Source organism: Halpernia sp., from assembly GCF_048269545.1.
Lineage (GTDB): Bacteria > Bacteroidota > Bacteroidia > Flavobacteriales > Weeksellaceae > Halpernia.
Map to the genome: position 1 here is coordinate 24,683 of NZ_JBLXIJ010000009.1, position 23,192 is coordinate 47,874.

At 29.7% G+C, this 23,192-nt stretch carries 25 protein-coding genes and 1 tRNA gene; 19 read left to right on the forward strand and 7 right to left on the reverse strand.

Annotation, left to right across the window (positions count from 1 at the left end; translation table 11 throughout):
• Positions 1-6: 6 nt before the first annotated feature.
• Together ACN0WB_RS10245 and ACN0WB_RS10250 are read left to right on the forward strand one after the other, a co-directional pair.
• Entirely contained in the window at positions 7-1,035 is a 1,029-nt protein-coding gene (locus tag ACN0WB_RS10245) for a sensor histidine kinase (protein WP_417431436.1), read from the forward strand.
• A gap of 116 nt (positions 1,036-1,151) precedes the next feature.
• The gene (locus tag ACN0WB_RS10250) at positions 1,152-1,703 is read left to right on the forward strand and encodes an IS1096 element passenger TnpR family protein (protein ID WP_417431438.1); all 552 of its coding nucleotides are present in this window, start codon (positions 1,152-1,154) and stop codon (positions 1,701-1,703) included.
• 59 nt (positions 1,704-1,762) lie between these two features.
• On the opposite strand, the gene ACN0WB_RS10255 is transcribed toward ACN0WB_RS10250, so the two are convergent.
• The 5 genes from ACN0WB_RS10255 to ACN0WB_RS10275 form a co-directional block, all read right to left on the reverse strand.
• Positions 1,763-2,314, reverse strand: a complete 552-nt coding sequence (locus tag ACN0WB_RS10255) for a hypothetical protein (RefSeq protein ID WP_417431440.1) — start codon at positions 2,312-2,314, stop codon at positions 1,763-1,765.
• A gap of 142 nt (positions 2,315-2,456) precedes the next feature.
• Positions 2,457-2,639, reverse strand: coding sequence for a hypothetical protein (locus tag ACN0WB_RS10260; protein WP_417431442.1), 183 nt, complete (start codon positions 2,637-2,639; stop codon positions 2,457-2,459).
• A gap of 4 nt (positions 2,640-2,643) precedes the next feature.
• Positions 2,644-3,255, reverse strand: a complete 612-nt coding sequence (locus ACN0WB_RS10265) for a DUF4230 domain-containing protein (RefSeq protein WP_417431516.1) — start codon at positions 3,253-3,255, stop codon at positions 2,644-2,646.
• Positions 3,255-3,818 carry a TlpA family protein disulfide reductase gene (locus ACN0WB_RS10270; protein WP_417431444.1) on the reverse strand — a complete coding sequence of 188 codons (564 nt, stop codon included), beginning with the start codon at positions 3,816-3,818 and terminating at the stop codon, positions 3,255-3,257. The genes ACN0WB_RS10265 and ACN0WB_RS10270 overlap by 1 nt, the downstream gene beginning before the upstream one ends.
• Before the next feature lies 1 nt (position 3,819).
• Complete coding sequence (locus ACN0WB_RS10275) at positions 3,820-4,287, reverse strand: hypothetical protein (RefSeq protein ID WP_417431446.1); 468 nt, start codon at positions 4,285-4,287, stop codon at positions 3,820-3,822.
• A 245-nt stretch (positions 4,288-4,532) separates the two neighbouring features.
• On the opposite strand from ACN0WB_RS10275, the gene ACN0WB_RS10280 reads away from it, so the two are divergent.
• The 17 genes from ACN0WB_RS10280 (at position 4,533) to ACN0WB_RS10360 (ending at position 19,778) form a co-directional block, all read left to right on the forward strand.
• Positions 4,533-5,336 (forward strand): energy transducer TonB, encoded by an 804-nt coding sequence (locus ACN0WB_RS10280; protein ID WP_417431448.1) that lies wholly within the window; start codon positions 4,533-4,535, stop codon positions 5,334-5,336.
• Positions 5,337-5,495: 159 nt separating this feature from the next.
• Positions 5,496-6,269 (forward strand): ParA family protein, encoded by a 774-nt coding sequence (locus ACN0WB_RS10285; RefSeq protein ID WP_417431450.1) that lies wholly within the window; start codon positions 5,496-5,498, stop codon positions 6,267-6,269.
• A gap of 39 nt (positions 6,270-6,308) precedes the next feature.
• Complete coding sequence (locus ACN0WB_RS10290; protein WP_417431452.1) at positions 6,309-7,193, forward strand: ParB/RepB/Spo0J family partition protein; 885 nt, start codon at positions 6,309-6,311, stop codon at positions 7,191-7,193.
• Positions 7,194-7,829, forward strand: coding sequence for a DUF5683 domain-containing protein (locus tag ACN0WB_RS10295; protein ID WP_417431454.1), 636 nt, complete (start codon positions 7,194-7,196; stop codon positions 7,827-7,829).
• 82 nt (positions 7,830-7,911) lie between these two features.
• On the forward strand, positions 7,912-8,613 hold the full coding sequence (gene dapB / locus ACN0WB_RS10300; RefSeq protein WP_417431456.1) for a 4-hydroxy-tetrahydrodipicolinate reductase: 702 nt from the start codon (positions 7,912-7,914) through the stop codon (positions 8,611-8,613).
• Between the two features lie 73 nt (positions 8,614-8,686).
• Positions 8,687-10,363: a signal peptidase I gene (lepB, locus tag ACN0WB_RS10305; protein WP_417431458.1), complete on the forward strand. Its 1,677-nt coding sequence runs from the start codon at positions 8,687-8,689 to the stop codon at positions 10,361-10,363.
• 292 nt (positions 10,364-10,655) lie between these two features.
• A complete protein-coding gene (locus tag ACN0WB_RS10310) occupies positions 10,656-11,273 on the forward strand; it encodes a WbqC family protein (RefSeq protein ID WP_417431459.1) in 618 nt (205 codons plus the stop codon).
• Position 11,274: 1 nt separating this feature from the next.
• Positions 11,275-12,990, forward strand: coding sequence for a S8 family serine peptidase (locus ACN0WB_RS10315; protein WP_417431461.1), 1,716 nt, complete (start codon positions 11,275-11,277; stop codon positions 12,988-12,990).
• Positions 12,991-13,081: 91 nt separating this feature from the next.
• Positions 13,082-13,570, forward strand: coding sequence for a hypothetical protein (locus ACN0WB_RS10320; RefSeq protein WP_417431463.1), 489 nt, complete (start codon positions 13,082-13,084; stop codon positions 13,568-13,570).
• 38 nt (positions 13,571-13,608) lie between these two features.
• The gene (locus ACN0WB_RS10325) at positions 13,609-14,301 is read left to right on the forward strand and encodes an OmpA family protein (protein ID WP_417431465.1); all 693 of its coding nucleotides are present in this window, start codon (positions 13,609-13,611) and stop codon (positions 14,299-14,301) included.
• Between the two features lie 85 nt (positions 14,302-14,386).
• Complete coding sequence (locus ACN0WB_RS10330; RefSeq protein ID WP_417431518.1) at positions 14,387-15,283, forward strand: decaprenyl-phosphate phosphoribosyltransferase; 897 nt, start codon at positions 14,387-14,389, stop codon at positions 15,281-15,283.
• Positions 15,283-16,596 carry an FAD-binding protein gene (locus ACN0WB_RS10335; RefSeq protein WP_417431467.1) on the forward strand — a complete coding sequence of 438 codons (1,314 nt, stop codon included), beginning with the start codon at positions 15,283-15,285 and terminating at the stop codon, positions 16,594-16,596. The genes ACN0WB_RS10330 and ACN0WB_RS10335 overlap by 1 nt, the downstream gene beginning before the upstream one ends.
• A 9-nt stretch (positions 16,597-16,605) precedes the next feature.
• Positions 16,606-17,331, forward strand: a complete 726-nt coding sequence (locus tag ACN0WB_RS10340) for an SDR family NAD(P)-dependent oxidoreductase (RefSeq protein ID WP_417431469.1) — start codon at positions 16,606-16,608, stop codon at positions 17,329-17,331.
• Complete coding sequence (locus tag ACN0WB_RS10345; protein ID WP_417431471.1) at positions 17,331-17,918, forward strand: HAD-IB family hydrolase; 588 nt, start codon at positions 17,331-17,333, stop codon at positions 17,916-17,918. Before ACN0WB_RS10340 ends, ACN0WB_RS10345 begins: the two co-directional genes overlap by 1 nt.
• A 104-nt stretch (positions 17,919-18,022) precedes the next feature.
• Positions 18,023-19,189 (forward strand): cysteine desulfurase family protein, encoded by a 1,167-nt coding sequence (locus ACN0WB_RS10350; RefSeq protein WP_417431473.1) that lies wholly within the window; start codon positions 18,023-18,025, stop codon positions 19,187-19,189.
• A 71-nt stretch (positions 19,190-19,260) separates the two neighbouring features.
• The gene (gene trxA / locus ACN0WB_RS10355; RefSeq protein ID WP_417431475.1) at positions 19,261-19,578 is read left to right on the forward strand and encodes a thioredoxin; all 318 of its coding nucleotides are present in this window, start codon (positions 19,261-19,263) and stop codon (positions 19,576-19,578) included.
• Positions 19,579-19,704: 126 nt separating this feature from the next.
• Positions 19,705-19,778: transfer RNA gene (locus ACN0WB_RS10360), tRNA-Asp, on the forward strand.
• An 86-nt stretch (positions 19,779-19,864) separates the two neighbouring features.
• On the opposite strand, the gene ACN0WB_RS10365 is transcribed toward ACN0WB_RS10360, so the two are convergent.
• Positions 19,865-21,550, reverse strand: a complete 1,686-nt coding sequence (locus tag ACN0WB_RS10365; protein WP_417431477.1) for a chloride channel protein — start codon at positions 21,548-21,550, stop codon at positions 19,865-19,867.
• Between the two features lie 326 nt (positions 21,551-21,876).
• The gene (locus tag ACN0WB_RS10370) at positions 21,877-23,157 is read right to left on the reverse strand and encodes a DUF389 domain-containing protein (protein ID WP_417431479.1); all 1,281 of its coding nucleotides are present in this window, start codon (positions 23,155-23,157) and stop codon (positions 21,877-21,879) included.
• Between the last annotated feature and the right edge of the window lie 35 nt (positions 23,158-23,192).

A 23,192-nucleotide genomic window follows, 5' to 3' on the forward strand; every position in this document is an offset into this window, starting at 1 on the left:
TTTAAAATGCGTTTCCATAAACTTACTTTTTTTGCTGGATTATTTCTCACTTTTGTAATGCTTTTAACAGCTTTATTGTTTGATTATTTGCACACAGGAAAAGAACCTTTTCAGCTGAATTTTTTGTACAGTAGTATAGTTGCGTTTTTTGTAATGTTAATAATTAATTATACCGTTTTAGATTTGCTTTTCAATTATTACGGCAAAAAACAAATCCGTAAAATGTCAAATTTTTTACCAGATGATTTGCAAACCCAAAATGAAATGTTGAACTTTAAAGAATTGGGAGAAAGAATTACCAATTTAACGGAGAAAAATGCGACCGAAGTTGGCTCTTTAAAAGAACTGGAAATTTACCGCAAAGAATATGTAGGAAACGTATCACACGAATTAAAAACGCCGCTTTTTTCAATTCAAGCTTATGTAGAAACTTTGCTTGATGGCGGTGTAGAAAATCCAAATATTAGAGACAAATATTTACAAAGAATAGATAAATCTGTAGAAAGATTGCTTTCAATAGTACAAGATTTGGATATGATAAACCAATATGAAAGTGGACAAATCTCATTAAATATTTCCGAATTTGATATCAATTTCCTCATAAAAGAAATCATTGATTTATTAGATCTTGAAGCACAAAAAAAACAATCAAAAATCATACTTCAAAACTCGCAACCGATTATTTTTGTTAGCGCAGATAAACATAAAATTTCACAAGTTTTAATTAATTTAATTTCAAATGCCATTCATTATTCAAACCGTGAGAAAGCACAAATTAATATTAAAACAAATGTTTTAAAAAATAAAGTATTTGTAGAAGTTTCGGATAATGGAATGGGAATAAAACCTGAACTTTTACCACGTATTTTTGAACGATTTTTTAGAATTGAAATTAGCAGAAACAGAAAAGATGGCGGTTCTGGTTTAGGTTTAGCTATTGTAAAACATATTTTAGAAGCGCACGGTGAAAATATTCATGTAGAAAGCACCTATTTAGAAGGAACTAAATTTAGTTTTTTATTAAATTTGGCATAAAATTTCGTTGCAATTACAAAAATATTTTTTAGAAAAAAAACTTAATTTTTTTTTAGTCGTTTTTCAATTGTATTATATTTGCATTTGAAACTCATAAAAAAATAAAAAATTCAGTCATGGTATATAAGATTAGGGTAATTTTAGATGCTAAAGAAAGTATATTTCGAGACATCGGAATTAAAGATAAACAAACTTTGTGGAATTTACACTTAGGAATAAAAAGTGCATTTAGTTTACCCGGAGATGAGCTTTCTTCTTTTTATTTTTCTGATGAGGATTGGAATGAATTGCAATCCATTCCATTAGAAGATATGAGTGATGATGGCGATGGTGAAATAATGTCCGACATTTATCTAAAAGAAGGATTTCCCGAAGTTGGCGCTAAAATGCGTTTTCAATACGGTTTTATGGATTTGTGGGAATTTTTCTGTGAACTTTTAGAAGTTGTAGATGAAAAACCTTCTGTAAATTATCCAATCACTTTGTTTAGATTTGGAAATGTTCCTTTAAAAGCTCCAAGTAAATCCATTCCTAAAGTTTCTAAAAACTCTATTGATATGAATTTTGAAGATTTAGATGATGTAGATTTTAAAGAAGATACTGATGATTTTGACGACGATGATGACTTTGATGACAGCTATAAAGATGACTTTGATGAAGATATTTAAAAAGAAATAAATTTAAAAAATCCGGTAGAAATTACCGGATTTTTTAAATTTATTTCTTTTTAAAGTGCTGTGTCTTTAGAACCTTGTGAATCCATATCATTATCCATTCCTTCATTTTTCACAGTGTAACTTCTTTCATTGGTGAAATAAAGATTGTTTTTTGCTTTGTTGATGATTCTTGCGCGCTCATTTTCACTTAATTCATATTTCGATTTATTTTCTCCGCTATTTCGCATCATATAATCTTTGGTTTCATTGTGAACATTGATTGCACCCTCATTATTTAAAATATTTTTTGCTTTTTCTGCATTTTCTAAAGTATCTGCAAAAACGGTAACAATATTATTTTTTGTAGCGGCATAACTGTATTTTTTCTTAGAATGTTCTTCATCTCCAAAAAGCCAGTTCCAAAAACCAGAAGTTTTCTCATCTTCGTTATAATGAAAATGTGGATGATCATCTGCAGAATAATCTTCTGCATCTAAATCTCCATTTCGTGAGAATTTTGAAATATGATAATCTTCCGAAGTGAATCCTTCTTCATTTAATTTAGCTAGAGCGTTTTCTGCTTTTTCGTGTTTTGGAAACATTCCAACAATAGTGTAAGACATAGTTTTCTAATTTTAAAAGATTAATAATTCTTGATTTGGATTTAGAAAGCTACAATAATCGTGACAAAAACATTTCTAAAAAATTATTTAGTAAAATTTTAACTTTAGTAAATTCAACAAGAATCTTTATAAAAAAAATCTTTTAATTCTTTTCTGTGTTGTCTGTTTTACCATCTTTACTAAGCTCACTTGCTTTTAATACATCTTTTTTACTTATTTCTGGTGGATTTTTTGAAGATAAGTTTTCGGGAATATTTCGGAAATCTTGATTTTCTTTTTTAATTTTCATTTCAGATTTTTGTTCTGTTTTCTTTTTATCTTTCATGATATTATAATTTTGAGGTATCTAGAGTTCCTGTTTGGTCTTCTATTTTGTAGTTCAAAGCTTTTGCCAAAACAAAAATTTGATCTAAATTTTTTAATAATTGCACTCTTCCTTCGTTTCGAAGTCTGTTTTGATTTACCGTTTTTATGGCATTTTCTTTTGCAGAATTGGTGATTTTTTTTAAGTCTTTTTCATCAAATCGGTTAAAGAAAGAATCATCTAAAGATTGGATTTCTACACTTGGCGTAATTTTTATTTCTGCATTTGGTAATTCTTTTATAATTAATTTCTTACCCAAACTATCCACTTCTAATTTCATCTTATTTAAATTATAAGAAACCTGTGCATTGGTTTTGGTGAAAGTGATAATTTCTTTTTCACTTGGTGGTAAAAATCCACCGACTAATTGTGAAGAAATTTTTGTTTTTTGCATACTAGAAAAATCTTGTTCCATCACCACCAATTTATTCATTTTGCGAATTTGATTGGTAATTATATAAAAATCAGTTTCCACTTTATCATCAGTTTTCCCAGAGATTTTGCGCCAAATGAAAAAAAGGAGCAACATTGTTATTGCTCCAATTATAAATGAAATTAAATATTTTCTGTTTCTTATCATTTTTTAAATAAATCTTTTAAAGAAGTATTATCTTTTTTTAGAATTTCTAATAAATCCTTTTCTAGCCAACCCGATTTTGGTGACTCCACAATTCTACCAATTTCTTTGCCATATTTTGAAATAATAAAAGTAGGCACTTTTTGAATATTATATTTTCCTTCTTCACCATTTGGCGCTTCCTTTTTTCTATTTACTGCAATAATTGTTAATTTTTGCAAAGGATATTTTAGTTCTTCTATAATTTTAATAAATCTGGGAAAGTCACGATGACTGTCGCCGCACCAAGTCCCAAGGAAAATTGTTATTTTGTAAGAGCCAATTTTCTCTTTTTTTAATTCGTTTATTGAAGATTCATCAAAAGTGTAATTATCGTGTTCATCTTTATACCAAGTATTGTAAGGTTCTTTTTGAAATTGAGTTAAAGTTTGATTTCCCAAAAGCATTTTACCGTCATTTTGTGTGTCCACTTCTCGGTTTACAACCACTTTTCTAGATTGGCAAGATTGTAAAGCTAAAAAAAGAAATCCACCGAATAGAAGCACTTTATTTATATTTTTCATTTTATTTATTTAAAATTGATTTTAAATCTGCAGGAGAATAATATTTATTTTTTAAAACTTTATTATCAGAAGTTCTATGAACATTTATTTTGTCGCCAGATTTTTCTGAATATCCTTCTTGACCTTTTTCTTTGTAAAATTCAATAGTATCATCTGCTTCTTGTTGATTGGCACAAGCTTTTGACATATTGCTACGTTGAACTTCATTAAATAATTCCACAAATTTTTCTCCCATTCCGAATTCTAAAACTGCGCCAGAAAGTACATATTGCAAATCACACAATGCATCTGCAATTTCTACTAAATCATTTTGAGCGATTGCGTCTTTTAATTCATTTAATTCTTCTTGAAGTAACTCCACTCTTAGATCGCATCTTTGTTTAGAAGGAATTTGCGGTGTATCTAAAATTGGAGCATTAAAGGTTTTATGAAATTCTGCCACTTGATTTAAGGCATCTATTTTTTCCATTTATAATTATTTTTTTCAAATTTAAATAAAATAAATCTTAAAAATTAATGGAAAAATAATCAATATAAATTTTAAGTTGCCTAAAAATCATAGTATTATTATGGGTGTCATACTAAATTTTAAAAATAGTTAAATATTTTATAAATATTTGGCTCAATTGTTGAAATAAACTTCGAGTAAGATCTTATAATAATAAAAACTGATAATCTTTAAAATTTATTTACTAACCTTTTTAATTTTTACAGATGAAAAATTTTCTCTCCAATCAAGAGTTTCAATTAGATGAAATTCTTTTCCAGTCTCGCAATAGAGATTACGGTGCTTATAATCTTCGTCACGAATCGGATCAAATTCTTACAAAATCCTTATTTGTTGGCGTATTTATATTTGCTGCAATTTCTGTCACTCCTTTTATCATCAATAGTTTTAAAAGTGAAGTAGTTGCACCACCAAAATTTACTGATCCATATATTTTAGTTGATGTTGTAAATCCAGAAGTAATTCCACCAGTTGTAACAGTTAAACCAGTTTCGCCGATTGTGGCGACAACCAAATTGGAAATTCCAACTCCAAGAGCGAATCCCATAAAAGAAACGCCGGCAACTTCTTTGAAAAAAACAGAAGGAACAAATATTGGAACCGAAACTATTTCCGGACCTCCTGCAACGCATTTTACACCCCCGATAAATATTGCTCCACCTGTAATTGCACCAGTTGTTCCAAAACAAATTGACAATTCTCCTGCAACAAAAGTAGATGTAGAAGCCAAATTTTCTAAGGGAATTGATGGATTTAGAAATGGAATGATTCAAAATTTTGATTCTTCAGATTTTGAAGGAACTGATAATGTTATGAGAACAACACTTACTTTTATTGTGGAAAAAGATGGGACAATCTCCGATATAAAAGCAAATGGCGATAATAAAGATTTTAACCAAGAAGCGGTGAAATCTTTAAAATCAATAAAAGGAAAATGGTCTCCTGCAAAATTGAATGGTGAAAATGTTAGAAGTTATTTCAGTTTTCCAGTGACAATGAAATTTGAATAAAAAATCTATTTTATAAAAAGTTATCCACAGAAATTATTTTTTTGTGGATAATTTTTTTTATGGTTAATCGGTTAATTAACAAATGTTTAACTATTTTATAAGTTTATCGTCGGGTTTCAGATTTAAAAAAAATGTATTTTTGATAATTATTTAAATACTATGGCGAAAATTATTGGGATTGCAAACCAAAAGGGCGGTGTTGGTAAAACAACTACAGCTGTTAATTTAGCAGCTGCTTTGGGCGTTTTAGAAAAAAGAATTTTAATTATAGATGCAGATCCACAAGCTAATGCAACATCAGGTTTGGGAATTGAAGAAGTGAAATTTAGCACTTATAATTTATTAGAAAATTCTGAAGAAGCCGTGAACTGTATCCAAAAAACAAGTTCACCAAATTTAGATATTATTCCTTCTCACATTGATTTGGTTGCTGCCGAAATTGAGTTAGTTGATCGTCACAAAAGAGAATACAGACTTAAAGAATCTTTAAAACCAATTTTAAATAATTACGATTATATTATTATAGATTGTGCGCCGAGTTTAGGTTTAATAACAATCAACGCTTTAACAGCCGCTGATTCTGTAATAATACCCATTCAATGTGAATATTTCGCTTTAGAAGGTTTGGGGAAATTATTAAATACCATTAAAAACGTACAAAATATTCATAATAAAGATTTGGATATTGAAGGTTTACTTTTAACCATGTTTGATAGTAGATTAAGACTTTCAAATCAAGTGGTAGAAGAAGTTAAAACTCATTTTCCGGAAATGGTTTTTGATACCATTATTAATAGAAATGTAAGATTAAGTGAAGCGCCAAGTTTTGGAGAAAGTATATTAATGTACGATGCAGAAAGCAAAGGTGCAATTCAATATTTGCAATTAGCAGAAGAAGTTTTAATTAAAAATGAAAATTTAGTTAATCATTAATTAAATTGATTTTTAGATTTTTGATCTTTAAAATAAAATATGAAAGATAAGAAAAGAGCAATGGGACGTGGTTTAGGTGCGATTTTGAGCGCTGAATCTAAAGGTTCTATAAATAATGCAACAGATATAGGCGCAGAAAAATTAGTGGGAAATATTGTGGAAGTTTCATTGGAAGATATTTATCCAAATGCAACGCAACCACGAACTTATTTTGATGAAAAAGCACTAAATGATTTAGCACAATCCATAAAATCTTTAGGTGTAATTCAACCCATAACTTTAAGAAAAGATGGCGAAAAATTTGAAATTATTTCTGGTGAAAGAAGATTTCGTGCCTCTAAAATTGCAGGTTTAAAAAGCGTTCCGGCTTACATAAGATTGGTAAATGACCAAGAATTATTAGAAATGGCTTTGGTTGAAAATATTCAACGTGAAGATTTAGACGCCATTGAAGTTGCTTTAACTTACCAAAGATTATTAGAGGAGATTGGATTAACTCAAGAAAATTTGAGCCAAAGAGTTGGAAAGGAGAGAAGTACAATTACCAATTCTATTAGATTATTACGTTTAAGTCCTGTTGTTCAAGATGCAATTAGAAGTAGCGAAATTTCTGCAGGACACGGAAGAGCAATCATTAGTTTAGAGGATGAAGAGTTGCAAAATGTTTTATTTAAAAAAATAATTTCTCAAAAACTAAATGTTCGTCAAGCGGAACAAGAAGTTCAAAAACTAAAAAAACCACAAGTTAAAACGAAAAATATTTCAAATTTACCCAATCATTTAAAAAAAGCAGAGAAAAATATTTCTGATATTTTAGATGTAAAAGTGGAGATAAAATCTTCCGCAAATGGTAAAAAAGGAAAGATAGTTTTAGATTTTAAAAACGAACAAGAATTGGAACAAATTCTTGCACATATTCATTAAATGAAGAAGATTTTCTTAATTATTTTCTTGGTAATTTATTCTTTGGGATTTTCACAAACAAATCCGAATGATACAATTCGTACAGATTACAAACCGAAAGATTCAATTTCGGCACTTTCATCTTCAACAAAATCTGATGTTCAAGTTTTCGAAGATATAAAGGAAGCGAATTCTAAAGCTATAAAACCAAAATTTAACCCTACAAAAGCAGGATTATATTCCGCAGTTTTGCCTGGTTTAGGACAATTTTATAATAAAAAATATTGGAAAATTCCTATTGTTTGGGGCGCAATTGGGACTGGTTTAGGAATTACTTTTTATAATGATAAACAATATAAAAGATACAGAAACGCTTTCGTAGCGGAACTTAATGGACAACCTCACGAATTTTCTAATATTCCAGGAATTGATAAAAATGTTTTAGGAAACGCACAAGATTCTGCGAAAAGGCAGAGAGATTACGCAATTGCAATTACCGGTTTAATTTATATTTTAAATATTGTAGATGCAGTTGTAGATGCGCATTTGTATGAAGGAAGACATGATCCTGATTTGGCAATTTCTCCTACCATTATTAATGATGGCTTTGGTTTGCAAACTACAAAAGCAGGACTTGCACTTAATTTTAGATTTTAAAATTAAAAAAATGCAAATATTAATTTCTATCAATAAAATCAAGACTCACAATTAAAATCTCAAATCTCACATCTCAATTAATATGAAAATAGCACTCGTCGGATACGGTAAAATGGGAAAAATAATTGAAGAATTGGCGATTAAAAAAGGCCATTCAATTGTGGCAACTTTAAATGAAAGTCCAAATATTGAAAATCTAAATTCTCCAGATGTGGTGATAGAATTTTCTAATCCAGAAGTAGCTTTTGAAAATATTAAATTTTGTTTAGAACAAAAAATTCCTGTGGTTTGTGGAACAACGGGTTGGCTCACAAAAAAATCAGAAATAGAAAAAATTGCTGTTGAAAATAACACCGCTTTTTTATATGGAAGTAATTTCAGTTTAGGCGTGAATTTATTTTTTGCTTTAAATGAAAAATTAGCAGAAATGATGAAACCTTTTGAAGATTATTCTTGTCAAATAGAAGAAATTCACCATACTGAAAAAAAAGATGCACCAAGTGGAACGGCGATTACTTTGGCGGAAGGAATCATTAAAAATTCTAAATTTGAAGCTTGGAAATTAGATGAAACTGAAAATAAAAATTTAGGTATTTTTGCAATAAGAGAAGATAAAGTTCCCGGAACGCACAGTGTTTTTTATAAATCTGAAGTTGATGAAATTGAAATAAAACACACAGCATTTAATAGAAATGGTTTTGCATTAGGTGCAATTGTCGCTGCAGAATGGATTCTCGGAAAGGAAGGAAATTTCAGTATGAAAGATGTTTTGGAGATAAATTAAAACTTAAAAATGTAACTTTCTTATTCAATTCTAAACTAATTAACCACAGCCAAAAAGGCAAACCAAACTTTTTATGGATTATATTTTAAAATATTCTTTTTACGTTCTCATTTTATCAATACTGATGGGCGTTTCTACTTGGAAATTATTTAAGAAAATGGGATTAAATCCTGTTTTTGCATTTATACCTTTCTATAATTATTTCTTGATTTTAAAAGAAACCAAACATCCGAAATGGTGGTTTTTGATGGCGTATTTACCAATTGTAGGTCCAATTATGATGACGGTTTTTCATTTGTTTTTGATGAAACATTTTGGTAAATCTTCTTTTTTTCAAAAATTAATGACCATTTTTCTACCTTTTATTTATTTGGCAGTTGTCAATTATTCCAAAGATTCAGAAGTTGAAACCGAGAATGATTTATATTTAACTGAAGCTGAAAAAAACGAACAAAAAAAAGAAACATTTGTTGGTTCCATTACTTTTGCTATTGTATTTGCAACTATTATTCACACTTTTGTAACGCAACCTTTTGGAATTCCGACAGGTTCAATGGAAAGAACGTTATTAGTTGGAGATTTTCTATTCGTAAATAAATTAAATTACGGTTTCAGAATGCCGATGCGTCCTTTGGCGCTTCCATTTTTACAAGGAACAATTTACGATCCACAAGGAGATGGAAATCCGAAAAACGATCCCAAATCTTATGTAGATGCAGTGAAATTACCCTATTTAAGACTTCCAGGTTGGGAAAAAGTTAAGCGAAATGACATCGTAGTTTTCAATTATCCGCAAGATTCTGTTCATACCGCGATCGACAGAAAAGATCCGTATGTAAAACGTTGTGTTGCTGTTTCCGGCGATGTTTTAGAAATGAAAGCGGGAAGATTATATGTAAATAATAAACCAGAAGAAATTCTTGGAGATCAACAAGAGCAACATGCATTCATTGTTCAAGCAAGTAGTGAATTAAATTTTGAGGATATTTATAAAAAAATGGAATTTATTCCTGTAAATCAAATAAGTCCACAATCACAATATTTTGCTATTCACAAAGATCAATATAATTTAAATCCGAGCAATGCAATTTACCGCATGCAATTAACGGATGAACGCGCAAAAGAAATTAAAAATTTTGATAAAATAATTTCACTCCAAGAAGAAATTACAGATAAAAATGAATCTGGGATTGCTTATAAAGATGATTTTCAAAAAAAGATTGACACAACACAATCTATTTTTCCAATCAATAGAAAATGGAATGCAGATTTTTACGGTCCATTAAGAATTCCAAAAAAGGGCGATGTTGTTACTTTAAATCAAGAAAATTTACCAGAATACCGATGGATTATTTCTGAATATGAACACAATCATTTAGAAAATAAAAACGGAAAAATTTTTATAAATGGAAAAGAAACTAAAAACTATACCATAAAACAAAATTATTATATGATGATGGGAGATAACCGAGATGCGTCTTTAGATGCGCGTTTTTTCGGTTTCGTTCCAGAAGAAAATATCGTCGGAAAACCGATGTTTACTTGGCTTAGTTTGCAAGGCGTTTTCAAAGATTCTGGCTCTATGTTTCAAGCGCCATTTAAAGTGCGATGGGACAGAATGTTCAAAGCTACTAATACAGGTGAAGCAAACAAAACCTCCTATTGGTGGATTGCGGCGTTTATTTTAATTCTCTTTTTTGGTTGGGAATATTTTGTAAAATTATTTGGAAAAAAGAAAACCGAAGAATAAAATTTTAATTTTTTTTAGAAGCTTTTTCCCGCTTTCCGCTCTATCTTTTGCTCTTCGTTCCTCATCACAAAAGGATGTCGCTGCAATCGGGGCTAGACAAAATAATATTTTATTAGATATTTCATTTTTTGGTAAAAGAAGTTAAATTTTACTTTTCACTTTGATAAAATCTTTCTTTGCTTTAAATATTTTGGGTTGTAATAAATATTTTTCTCACTTTAAAACGTAATAATTTTAACTTTAGAGCATTAAAACTTTTGTTACTTTTGTGGTTTAAAAAAATCAGTTTATTTTGAAAGACCAAATTTTACCTTTATTTTACTTACCAAACATTTCTTGGTTTATTCAATATTTAGAAAATAATACAGAAGTAATTATAGAAAAATTTGAGAATTTCCCAAAGCAAACTTTCCGCAATAGAACCAATATTTATGGCGCAAACGGAAAACTAACTTTGGTAATTCCAATCAATCATACCGGAAATAGACTTTATAAAAATACTGAAATTTCTTACGCAGAAAATTGGCAAAAACAACATTGGAAATCGATTAAAACAGCTTATCAAAGTTCACCTTATTTTGAATTTTATGAAGACCGTTTTGCAAAAATTTATGAAAAAAAAGAAAAATTTCTTTTTGATTTTAATTTAAAAGCTTTAGAAATTTTAATTCAACTTTTAAAAATTGACAAAAAATTTCAATTTTCAGAATCTTATAAAACTGAATCTTCGGCATTAGATTTGCGTCAAAGTTTTTCGGCCAAAAAAGAGTCTACCGAAACATTTGAAAATTATTATCAAACTTTCGGAGAAAAATTTGGTTTTATACAAGATTTGTCGGTTTGCGATTTATTATTTAATCTTGGGCCAGAAAGTTTAATTTATTTAAAAAAATCATACAACAAATTATAATATGAAAAAGTTTTTTATATCCGCATTATTTCTTAGCGGATTTTTAGGTTTTGCACAAAGCGCAACCACAACATTAGATCCGATGAAAGATAAAGATCTAATGACTTGGTATCACAAAGATTTTGCAACTACAAATGTTTATGGTGTAAATACGCAAAATGCTTATAAATTTTTAAATTCCAAAGGACTAAAACCAAAAACGGTAACTGTTGCAGTTTTAGATAGCGGCGTTCAAATTGATCATCCTGCATTAAAAAATAATCTTTGGACTAATCCAAATGAGATTCCCGGAAATGGAATTGATGATGATAAAAACGGTTATATCGACGACGTTCACGGTTGGAATTTTATTGGAGGAAAAGATGGAGATGTAGGAGTAGATAATTTAGAAGTGACGCGTGTAATCCGCCAATATAAAGATATCTTTGAAGGTCCAGATACAGCAACGAATAAAGCAAACCAAGCAAAAATGCCTGAAGAATTTGCAATGTATATGAAATCTAAAGATTTATACACAAAGAAAAGTATAGAGGCAAAACAGAATTATGAATTTTATAATAATTTAAATAAATCTATTCCTTCAATGGTTGCGCTTTTAAATGGAAAAAATTTAATTGCTGAAAATCTTGCAGCGATAAAACCGACCACTCAAGAAGATGCAAAAAATTTACAAATTTTGTCTCGAGTTGCTCAAGATCCCGCTGTTGCAGGGAAATCTCCAGAAGAAGTGCAAAAATTCTTATCAGATCAAATGAAAGAAGCCTTAGATTATTATGAACCACAAGCAACAAAACAATATAATTTAGATTTCGATCCACGTTCAATTGTGGGCGATGATTATTCTAATATTAATGAAAAATATTACGGAAATAACCATTATGAAGGTCCAGATGCGTTACACGGAACTCACGTTGCAGGAATAATTGCAGGTTTACCAAACGGTGACGAAATTCAGTATGGCGTTGCAAGTAAAGTAGCGAAAATTATGACAATTAGAGCGGTTCCAGATGGTGATGAGCGAGATAAAGATATTGCGAATGGAATTTACTACGCTGTGAATAATGGCGCAAAAATAGTAAATATGAGTTTTGGCAAATCAGTTTCACCTGGAAAACAAAAAGTTTGGGAAGCATTTAAATATGCACAAGATAAAGGAGTTCTTTTAGTTCATGCTGCAGGAAATGATAATGCAGATTTAGAAAAAGATGATAATTTTCCTACTAACTTTAAAAAAGTGACAGATGCAAAACCTTTTTTAAATAATGTAATTACAGTCGGTGCAAGCACAAATGATGATGCACATCTAAGAGCTAGTTTTTCTAATTACAATGGAAAAATGGTAGATGTTTTCGCTCCCGGTGAACAAATTTATTCTTCAGTTGCAGGAAATAAATACCAATATTTACAAGGAACTTCCATGGCTTCTCCCGTTGTTGCAGGAGCTGCTGCTGTTTTATTAGCTTACATGCCAAATCTTACTCCAGCTCAAATAATAGAATCTTTAGAAAAGACAGTTAATAAATCTACTGCAAATGCAGATATTTCAGATGCACCAAATGAAACGTTTAATAAAATTTCTGTTTCAGGTGGTGTTATTGATTTGTATAAGGCTGCAGTTTATGCTTATGACCATTTTTATAAAAAGAATCCTGTGAAAACATTAAATAAAAAAGCACCAACTAAAAAAAGAAATAAAAAAGTAAAACATAGAAAATAAAAAAAAATGTTCGGCAATGCGCCGGACATTTTTTTTAATTGATTTTTTTTGGCACGGTTTTTTAATCATATGATAAATAAAAAATTAAACAATGAAAAAATTATTACTCACAGGAATTATCGGTTTATTTGCCGTTACTTCATGTTCAACCGTTCAAAATGCAAAAACTGCACAAACACAACGTGCAGAGTTCCTCAAAATGAAAGGTGATTGGGAAATTACCAGTATAGACTATGATAAATCTTTTAAAATAAAACCTTTTGATGAAAATGCAGATGCGTCTTGTTTCATTGGAAGTCATTGGAGATTTATTCCAAACAATTATTCTGGTGCATATACTTTAAAAGGTGGCGGAGAATGTCCAAGTTTAAATCAACCGATTAAAATTGATTATACAAATAGCAATCAATTTATGTTTAAAAAAATGCAAGATGGCGTAAAAGCTAAAAATGTAGTTTCTGGCTATTCTTTAGATATTGTAAATCAAGCGACAGATCAATTTAGTTTGCAACAAAACATTCCATTTGAAGGTCAAACTGTGAAGGTGACTTATAATTTTCAAAGAACTGGAATGAAATAAGCAATAAATTAAATTAAAAATTATTAAAAAATAAAATTATGAAACTATTTAACAAAACAAATATCGCTGCACTTTTTTTATCAAGTACTATGTTTTTAACTGGTTGTGAAGCCGTGAAGAATTCTAATAATCAGCAAAGAGGAACTGTAATTGGTACAACAGCAGGTGCAGTAATTGGAGGTGTTTTAGGAAATAATATTGGAAATGGTAAAAATACTGCACTCGGGGCGGTTTTAGGAGGCGTTATAGGAGGCGTTGCCGGAAATGTTATAGGTAAAAAAATGGATAAACAAGCCAAAGAAATTAAAGAAACTTTACCAGGAGCAGAAGTAGAAAGAGTGGGAGACGGTATTAAAATTACTTTAGGAGAAAATACAGTTAATTTTAATTTTGATTCTTCTAATTTAACTACAACTGCGCAAGCAAATTTAGATAAATTATCCACTGTTCTTGCAAATAATCCAGATACAAATATTAATATTTTTGGATATACAGACAGTAAAGGAGCACCTTCATACAATATGACTTTATCTCAAAAAAGAGCAGATGCTGTAAAAAGTTATTTAGTAATGAAAGGAATTTCAAGTTCAAGAATGGTCACAATGGGAAGAGGTGAAATGGATCCTATTGCAACAAATGATACCGATGCAGGAAGAGCACAAAATAGACGTGTAGAATTTGCGATTACTGCGAATGATGCGATGATAAAAGACGCAAAACAAGGTAATTAATTAAAAATTTATAATTAAATAAAGAAACTGCTTCGGCAGTTTTTTTATTTTTAAATCAGTATTTTTGCTTTTTTATTTTTATGAAATGGTGAAATATCTAAAGTTGTTGCGTGTTGAGCAATGGGTGAAAAACTTATTCGTTTTTGTGCCGCTTTTTTTCTCTGGAAATATAATGAATGGAAATTTACTACAAAAAAGTATTTTTGCATTTATTATTTTTTCTCTTGCCGCAAGTTCTATTTATATTATTAATGATTATAATGATATTAATCAAGATAAAAAACATCCACAGAAAAAAAACAGACCTTTAGCAAGTGGAATAATTTCTAAAAAACAAGCGCTTTTTATCTTAGCATTTCTAATAATTTTAGATATATCGCTCAAATATTTTGGATATTATTATTTTAAGCAAAGTATTTGGAAATTCTGTGTTATCATTCTCTTTTATTTTGTAATGAATCTTGTTTATACTTATAAACTAAAACATGTTGCAATAGTAGATGTTTGTATTATTTCCATTGGCTTTGTGTTGCGGGTTTTAGCGGGAGGTTACATTACAGGAATTTATATTTCGCAATGGGCAATTCTATTGACTTTTGTTTTAGCATTGGTTTTAGCAATTGGCAAAAGAAGAGGTGAATTAATTAATGCACAAATTTCTGGCAGAACAAGAAAAGCATTAGATGGATACAACGTTCAGTTTGCAGATATTGCGCTTTCCATTTCCGTTACTTTAGCAATAGTTTCTTATTTAATGTTTACTCTCACGCAAGAAGTTCAGACACGTTTTGGCATAAAGGTATTTTATACCGTAATATTCGTTGTATTTGCATTTTTAAGATATTTACAGCAAACATTGGTTTACAATAAAACCGAATCACCTACAAAGATTGTTTATAAAGATCGATATATTCAAATTACTATTTTGCTTTGGCTTTTTAGTTTTCTTATTTTAGTTTACGATCAACAATTTTTAAAATAATGACGAAGAATTATGTACAAAAAGTTTCTAATTGGGGGAATTTTCCGATTGTAGAAAAAGAAATTAAATCTGAAGAATCTTATTCGCAAATAAAAAATTACATTACAAAAAACAATGAAATTATTGCACGTGGAAATGGTCGTTGTTATGGAGACTCAGCTTTAGCAGAACATATTTTTTCTACTAAAAAATTAAATAAATTTATCTCTTTTGATAGAATTAATGGAGTTTTAGAATGTGAATCTGGCGTTTTATTATCCGATATTTTAGAAATTTCTGTCCCACAATCTTACTTTTTATACGTCACTCCGGGAACGAAATTTGTTACAATTGGTGGTGCAATTGCTTCCAATATTCACGGAAAAAATCATCATTTTGAAGGTTCTTTTTGTGAATTCGTTTTGGAATTTACTTTAATGAATGAGCGTGCTGAAATTTTAAATTGTTCTCGCACAGAAAATCAAGAATTATTCTGGTCAACTATCGGTGGAATGGGACTTACGGGAATCATTCTAAAAGCAAAAATTCAATTAAAAAAAATAGAAACTTCCTATATTCGTCAAGAAAATATTAAAGCAGAGAACTTAGACGAAATTTTTAATTTATTTGAAGAAAGTAAGAATTGGACTTATACCGTTGCCTGGATTGATTGTTTGCAGAAAGGTAAAAATATAGGTCGTTCAATTTTGATGCGCGGTGAACACGCTCTTTTGAGTGAATTGCCACAAAAATTATCTCAAAAACCATTAGAAATTAAAAGAAAATTTTCTCCTACAATTCCATTTTATTTCCCAGGATTTGTTTTAAATAATTTAAGTGTAAAGATTTTTAATTACTTTTTTTACGCCAAACAGCGATCAAAATTTTTAAAAAACATTATAGATTACGAAACATTTTTTTACCCTTTAGACGCCATAAATGATTGGAATAAAATCTACGGAAAAGATGGATTTATCCAATATCAAATGGTAATTCCAAAAGAAAATGGAAAAGAAGGAATGCGTAAAATTCTTGAAACTATCTCTAAAAGTGGGAACGGTTCTTTTTTAGCAGTTTTAAAACTTTTTGGAAAAGGAAATCCAGAAGCTTACAACTCTTTTCCGATGGAAGGTTACACTTTGGCTTTAGATTTTAAAGTGAATAAAAAATTAAAAAAGTTAGTTCAAAAATTGGATGAAATTGTGGAAGATTTTGGCGGTAGAATTTACCTTGCAAAAGACAGTATGAGTAAATCTTCATTAACAGATTATCTTCAAAATACTCGAAATCCCAAGTTTAATTCTCTTCAGCAAAAACGGATTAAAAACAATTAATTAGAAAATATGATAGTTTTAGGCTCTAATTCTGAAATTGCACAAGCTTTTATAGAAAAGGTTTTAACTGAAGGTGAGAGATTTCCGGTTATTTATTTACTCACTTCAAACCCAGAAATTACCGAAAGATTTATTAAACATTTAGACGTAAAATATTTGCAACACGCAGAAATCGTCCATTTAGATTTAGAAAAAAAAATAGATTTTAATCAACTTGATTATATCAATTCTAATTTACTTTTTTGTGCAACTGGTTTTCTTGGTGAAGACTCAGAAAAAGGTTTGTACAATTTAAAAAACACTGAGAAAATTATTGATATCAATTACGCGAAATTAGTTCCAGTTTTAAATTATTTTGCCCAAAAAATGGAAACCAAAAGAAGTGGAACTTTAATCGTTCTATCATCAGTTGCCGGAGAAAGAGGAAGACAAAGTAATTTCATTTATGGAAGCGCTAAAGCAGGAATGACGGCTTATCTTAGTGGATTAAGAAATTATTTATTTGATAAAAAAGTTCATGTTTTAACAGTGAAACCTGGTTTTATGGCTACAAAAATGACGGAAGGTTTGCCATTAAATCCAAAATTAACGGCGACGCCAAAACAAGCCGCAGATTGTATTTACAAAGCCTATAAAAGTAAAAAAGATGTCGCTTATGTTTTACCGATTTGGTTTTTGATAATGACAATAATAAAAAATATTCCAGAATTTATTTTTAAGAAATTAAAACTATAATGACAAAAGTTTATTTTTTCGATTTTGATGGCACACTTACAAAGCATGACACGATGTTTATGTTTTTGCGCTTCTGTGATTTAAACCGATTTTCTGCTAAATTCTTACTTCACGTTCCGCTTTTTATAATGTTAAAATTAAAATTAGCAAAAGCTGAAAAAGTAAAAAGACATTTTATTTCTTCGGTTTTAAAAGGTAAAACCGAAAACTTTTTAAAAGAAAAAGCAAATGAATTTTTTGAAAAAAATTATCCCAATTTAATCCGAGAAAATGCTTTAGATTTTATTCAAAATATTGATAGAACACAATCTGAAAGTTATATTGTAACAGCTTCTTTAGATATTTGGGTAAAACCATTTGCGGAGAAATTTGAAATGAATTTAATTGCTACAGAAACAGAATTTAAAAATGGCGTTTTTACAGGTCATTTTAAAGGACCAAATTGTAACGGGAAAGAAAAAGTGAAGCGTATCAAACAAATTTTGGGAGATAAAAAGTTTGATAAGAGTATTGCATTTGGTGATACTTCAGGAGACAAAGCACTTTTAAAATACGCTAATGAAGGGCATTACAAATTTTTTCATTAAAAATATTATCTCCGTAATTATTATTCTTAACTTAGAGCGTTGATTTTTTTCCACTAAATTTTCAACTTAATAGTATTCAAATTTTTAAAAATAAGTCCCTTAAAATGGATAAAATTTATTTAGACAATGCAGCTACAACTGCGCTTTCACCCGAAGTGATTGATGCAATGGTAGATGTAATGAAAATTAATTATGGAAATCCTTCTTCCATTCACAGTATCGGACAAGAAGCGAAAGCTTTGATAGAAAAAGTTCGTCGTGATGCTGCAAATTATTTAAAAGTTACTCCCGCTGAAATTATTTTCACCAGTTGTGGCACAGAATCAAATAATATGATTTTGAAATCTTGTGTTCATCATTTGGGAGTTCAGAGAATTATTACTTCGCCTTTAGAGCATAAATGTGTTGCAGAAAGTACCTTAGAACTCAAAAAATTATTCGGTGTAGAAGTGGTTTATTTAAGACCAAATAAAAAAGGAGATATAGATTTAAATCAATTAGAAGAAGCTTTATCAAAATCTGATAAAAAAACTCTGGTAAGTTTAATGCATGCTAATAATGAAATTGGAAATCTATTAGATATTGAAAAAACTGCAGAAATTTGTAAAAAACATAATGCTCTTTTTCATTCCGATACTGTTCAAAGTATTGCGCATTTAGATTTAGATTTTTCTAAAATACATTTAGATTTTGCTTCTTGCAGTGCACATAAATTCCACGGACCAAAAGGAAGTGGTTTTGCTTTTGTGAGAAAATCTTCTGGCTTAAAAGGTATTATTACAGGCGGTCCACAAGAAAGATCACTTCGTGCAGGAACTGAAAATGTTGTTGGAATTGTAGGTTTAGGTAAAGCAATGGAAATTGCAATGGATAATTTAGAAACTTACAAGACTCATATCCAAGATGTTAAAAATTATACCATTTCTAAACTAAAAAAATCCATTCCGGGAATAAAATTTAATGGAAGAAGTGCAGAAGAAGATAGAAGTCTTTACACTGTTTTAAGCGCTCTTTTACCTTACAAAGATCCAATGATTGGATTAAAATTAGACATGGAAGGAATTGCAATTTCGCAAGGAAGTGCGTGTTCTTCTGGTGCTTCAAAACCTTCTATGGTGATGATGATGGTTCTGGGAGAAGAAGAAATGGAAAACGGCACACCATTAAGAATTTCCTTTTGTCACACAACTACAAAAGGTGAAATCAATCATTTTGTAGATATTTTGGAAAAAATTTCGGCATCACATCAAATAGAAAAAATTAATAGTTAGAATAGATATCAAAGGCAAATTTCTATTAAAATTTGACTAAATTTGTATTATAATAATTAAAAAAAAATAAGATGGCAATCGAAATAACAGACAAATCATTTCAAGAGACAGTATTAAATTCAGACAAACCAGTTTTGGTAGATTTCTGGGCAGCTTGGTGCGGTCCGTGCAGAATGTTGGGTCCAATTGTAGAAGAAATCGCAAATGATTTTGAAGGAAAAGCAATCGTAGGAAAAGTAGATGTAGATAATAATCAACAAATTTCTATGGATTACGGAATTAGAAATATACCTACCGTTTTAATTTTCAAAAATGGAGAGGTAGTAGATAAATTGGTTGGAGTCTCTCCAAAAGAGGTGATAGCTGAAAAACTACAAGCACATTTATAAAAATAATAAGCTTGATAATGAATGCTTTCCAATATTGGGGAGCATTTTTTTTATTTTTTATTTGCAGATTTGTGAGAATTGTGTACTTTTGCAGTCATCAAATAAAGGGTAATACTTTTAATATTTGATCCGGTAGTTCAGCTGGTTAGAATGCCGCCCTGTCACGGCGGAGGTCGCGGGTTCGAGTCCCGTCCGGATCGCAAAAATCCTCAGAATTTTTCTGAGGATTTTTTGTTTTATTAAAATAAAATTTATTTTAAAGATATGAAATAGATTTAAGATTATACTAAGAATAATCTTTTAAAAGTTGTCTGTAACCAGTCAGGATTTTTGATTTTGAAATAAATCCAATAAATTTATCATTTTCATCTATTACAGGTAAATGCCATGCGCCGGTATCGTCAAATGTTTTAAGAATTGCAACTGCATTATCAGTAAAATGAACAACAGCTGGTGCAGCTTGCATTATTTGATGAATATTTGCGGGAAGTTCTTGATCTTTATTAAACAAATAAGGTCTAATATCATCCATTGTAAGAACGCCTTGTAAAAATTTTTCTTTGTCAATTACAGCGAAAATATTTTTTTTACCATTTTTTATTAATTCAAAAAAATCTGAAATTGGCGCATCTGCTTCAATTGTTTGAGATTTTCGGTCTATATAATCTCTTAATTGTAAAGTGTAAATTAAATTATTATCGTATTCATTAGAAAATATTTTTCCTTGATCTATCATTGGTTTATAATCAGGATTAACCGCAGAAAACCATTTTGCCATAAGATAAGAAATTACAGAAACTATCATTAAAGGAATAAATAAATCGTAACCTTGGCTGGATTCTGCAATAAGAAAAATAGCCGTCAAAGGCGCATATAAAACGCCACTCATAACAGCTGCCATTCCCGCAAGAACTAAATTACTTATGGGAACGTCAATTAAACCAAATTGTTTGCAAACCATTGCGAATAAAAATCCAAAAGTCCCACCTGCAAAAAGTGAGGGTGCGAAATTCCCACCATTTCCACCACTAAAAATAGTAATCGAAGTTGCGAAAGCTTTTAAAATACAAACTAAGGCTAAAAAAATAATAACCGTCCAACTTCCCAAATCTAAATAACCGAAAAAACTATGCTCAATAATTCCAGAAGTATCTCCATTGGTTAAAGTTTTTAAAGTATCATATCCTTCACCAAAAAGTGGGGGAAGTAAAACACATAAAAGTGATAAAGCGGCACCGCCAATCATTGCTTTTCTTAAACGAGATAATTTAAAACTATTTATAACGTGTTCTGTTTTGTGATAAATTAAAACAAAATATCTCGCATAAAAACCAGATACAACTCCTAAAATTAAATAGTAAGGAATATTGTGATAATCAAAAGATTGACGTGTGTAAAATCTAAATAAAACATCTTCTTGCAATAAAATACGGGAAAGTAAACTGCCACAAACTGCAGCTACAACAAGTGGAATAAAATCTGAAAATACAACGCCAGTTAATAAAATTTCAAACGCAAACATTATTCCTGCAATTGGTGCATTAAATGCAGAAGCAATTCCCGCAGATGCACCTGCCGCTAAAAGCAAAGTTCTTTCTTTATAACCTAATCTATAAGTTTGAGCGAAGTTGGAACCAATTGCCGCACCTGTAACTGCAATTGGACTTTCTAAACCTGCAGAACCTCCTAAACCAACAGTAACTGCACTTTGTATTATTTGAGAATACATTTTTACGGAAGAAATTATACTGGATTTTTGGGCAATTTCATTTAAAACTTCTCCAAGACCTTTTCTATCATTACCTTTAAAAAGAGTAATAACAATAATAGTTGTGAGAACAATTCCTAAAAAAGGAAAAACAACATAAAAGAAAATTTGGTCTTCAAAGTGGACTTTAGTTACTATCCAATAATGAATTTTATGAACAATACTTTTAAGTAAAACTCCTGCTAAACCAGACGTGCATCCCACTAAAATACCGGCAAGAATTAAAAATTGATTTCGACTAAGACGATTACTCAACCAATGTAAAATAAGTTCATAACTACGAACTTTCTTTAGCCCGTATTTTTGAAACTCTCTTTTATACTTTAGAAAGCTGATTATTTTTTTTCTATTGTGGATATTCACAGTTCTTCAGTAACTATTTTTCTTATATGAGTTATTTATAATTTGAATAATTATTTTAAAAATAGAGATTTGCAAATTTAAAGGAAATTAGAGAGAATGGCTAAAATTCAGCTACATAATATTGTAATAATTTGTTTTAGAAAAAATAAATTTAAAAATAAATAGCTCTACGGTGTCTTTATCAACGCCACATTTTTCTCATGAAGTCTTTCTTTCAGCCAACTTTTAATTCTATTTTCATCAATATTTTTACCAGAATAAAGCAGTACAAACTGTAATCTTGCACTATCTGTATCGGGATATTGTTCTATTTTGCCGTAAGAAACGTGACCAATTGTAGGATAAAGAATTTTTATTTCTCTTAAAAGAGTAGAATCGGTAACTTTGTAACTGTCCAATTCTGAACGGATTTTGCTTATCGTAATATCTTTCTCAGAAACATTGGTGTCATATTTATTAATTTCATTTTGGATCTCAGATTTTAAATCCACATTATTTTGCCTGATTTCTAATTTCGCATCTTTTAAACCATTTTCACTAAGTTTTTTATTAAAAGAATTGACTTCATCTGGTGTAAATTTCTTAGTTAAAAAAGCCAAATCAATAGTTTTAGGATTACTATTATAATTTATTTTTTTATAAATAATTGTGTATCCTTGATTTTCAAATTCCCGATGGATAAAACTTTCTGCTGTTTTTGTGAATTTTTTCTCATTAAATAAATTATACGCTAAGTAAAAACTGGGTACAATCATAATTACTACTAAAATTGAAATAGAATATTTAATGCGATTTTCATATCTTTTATCTAAAACTGAAGATGGATATTTTAAAAACTTTACCACAAAAAAAGTAGCGATACAGATAAAAAAACAATTAATTGTATAAAGGTAAAATGCGCCGAGAAAATAACTTATATTAAAAGTTGCCAAACCAAAACCCGCTGTACAAAGAGGAGGCATTAATGCAGTTGCAATTGCAACGCCTGGAATTGGATTTCCTTTTTCAACTCTCGTAATTGCAATTACTCCAACTAATCCACCAAAAAAAGCTATTAAAACATCATAAATTGTAGGTGAAGTTCGTGATAAAAGTTCTGACTGAACTTCTTTAAAAGGACTTAAATAAAAATATGCAGCAGAAACAAAAAGCCCTACAAATGTGGCAACAATTAAATTTTTTATAGATTGTCTAAGCAAAGTGAAATTGTAAGTTCCCAATGCAAAACCAGCTCCCACAATTGGTCCCATTAAAGGAGAAATTAACATCGCACCAATAATTACGGCTGTAGAATTTACATTTAAACCAACAGATGCAATGAAAATGGCACATGCTAAAATCCAAAGATTACTACCTCGGAAAGAAATCTGTGAACGTACATTATCTAAAACGGTGGTTTTCTTTTCTTCGCCGTTGTGTAAATTTATAAAATCGAAAAAATTACCCATTCTAATTTGTTTGTATCTTTTTTAAAAAAAGGAAA

Bases quoted from the DNA above. Each gene is read 5' to 3' on its own strand.
- ACN0WB_RS10245 (WP_417431436.1), top strand. From the start codon at position 7: ATGCGTTTCCATAAACTTACTTTTTTTGCTGGATTATTTCTCACTTTT.
- ACN0WB_RS10250 (WP_417431438.1), top strand. From the start codon at position 1,152: ATGGTATATAAGATTAGGGTAATTTTAGATGCTAAAGAAAGTATATTT.
- ACN0WB_RS10255 (WP_417431440.1), bottom strand. From the start codon at position 2,314: ATGTCTTACACTATTGTTGGAATGTTTCCAAAACACGAAAAAGCAGAA.
- ACN0WB_RS10260 (WP_417431442.1), bottom strand. From the start codon at position 2,639: ATGAAAGATAAAAAGAAAACAGAACAAAAATCTGAAATGAAAATTAAA.
- ACN0WB_RS10270 (WP_417431444.1), bottom strand. From the start codon at position 3,818: ATGAAAAATATAAATAAAGTGCTTCTATTCGGTGGATTTCTTTTTTTA.
- ACN0WB_RS10275 (WP_417431446.1), bottom strand. From the start codon at position 4,287: ATGGAAAAAATAGATGCCTTAAATCAAGTGGCAGAATTTCATAAAACC.
- ACN0WB_RS10280 (WP_417431448.1), top strand. From the start codon at position 4,533: ATGAAAAATTTTCTCTCCAATCAAGAGTTTCAATTAGATGAAATTCTT.
- ACN0WB_RS10285 (WP_417431450.1), top strand. From the start codon at position 5,496: ATGGCGAAAATTATTGGGATTGCAAACCAAAAGGGCGGTGTTGGTAAA.
- ACN0WB_RS10290 (WP_417431452.1), top strand. From the start codon at position 6,309: ATGAAAGATAAGAAAAGAGCAATGGGACGTGGTTTAGGTGCGATTTTG.
- ACN0WB_RS10295 (WP_417431454.1), top strand. From the start codon at position 7,194: ATGAAGAAGATTTTCTTAATTATTTTCTTGGTAATTTATTCTTTGGGA.
- dapB (WP_417431456.1), top strand. From the start codon at position 7,912: ATGAAAATAGCACTCGTCGGATACGGTAAAATGGGAAAAATAATTGAA.
- lepB (WP_417431458.1), top strand. From the start codon at position 8,687: ATGGATTATATTTTAAAATATTCTTTTTACGTTCTCATTTTATCAATA.
- ACN0WB_RS10315 (WP_417431461.1), top strand. From the start codon at position 11,275: ATGAAAAAGTTTTTTATATCCGCATTATTTCTTAGCGGATTTTTAGGT.
- ACN0WB_RS10320 (WP_417431463.1), top strand. From the start codon at position 13,082: ATGAAAAAATTATTACTCACAGGAATTATCGGTTTATTTGCCGTTACT.
- ACN0WB_RS10325 (WP_417431465.1), top strand. From the start codon at position 13,609: ATGAAACTATTTAACAAAACAAATATCGCTGCACTTTTTTTATCAAGT.
- ACN0WB_RS10330 (WP_417431518.1), top strand. From the start codon at position 14,387: ATGGTGAAATATCTAAAGTTGTTGCGTGTTGAGCAATGGGTGAAAAAC.
- ACN0WB_RS10335 (WP_417431467.1), top strand. From the start codon at position 15,283: ATGACGAAGAATTATGTACAAAAAGTTTCTAATTGGGGGAATTTTCCG.
- ACN0WB_RS10340 (WP_417431469.1), top strand. From the start codon at position 16,606: ATGATAGTTTTAGGCTCTAATTCTGAAATTGCACAAGCTTTTATAGAA.
- ACN0WB_RS10345 (WP_417431471.1), top strand. From the start codon at position 17,331: ATGACAAAAGTTTATTTTTTCGATTTTGATGGCACACTTACAAAGCAT.
- ACN0WB_RS10350 (WP_417431473.1), top strand. From the start codon at position 18,023: ATGGATAAAATTTATTTAGACAATGCAGCTACAACTGCGCTTTCACCC.
- trxA (WP_417431475.1), top strand. From the start codon at position 19,261: ATGGCAATCGAAATAACAGACAAATCATTTCAAGAGACAGTATTAAAT.
- ACN0WB_RS10370 (WP_417431479.1), bottom strand. From the start codon at position 23,157: ATGGGTAATTTTTTCGATTTTATAAATTTACACAACGGCGAAGAAAAG.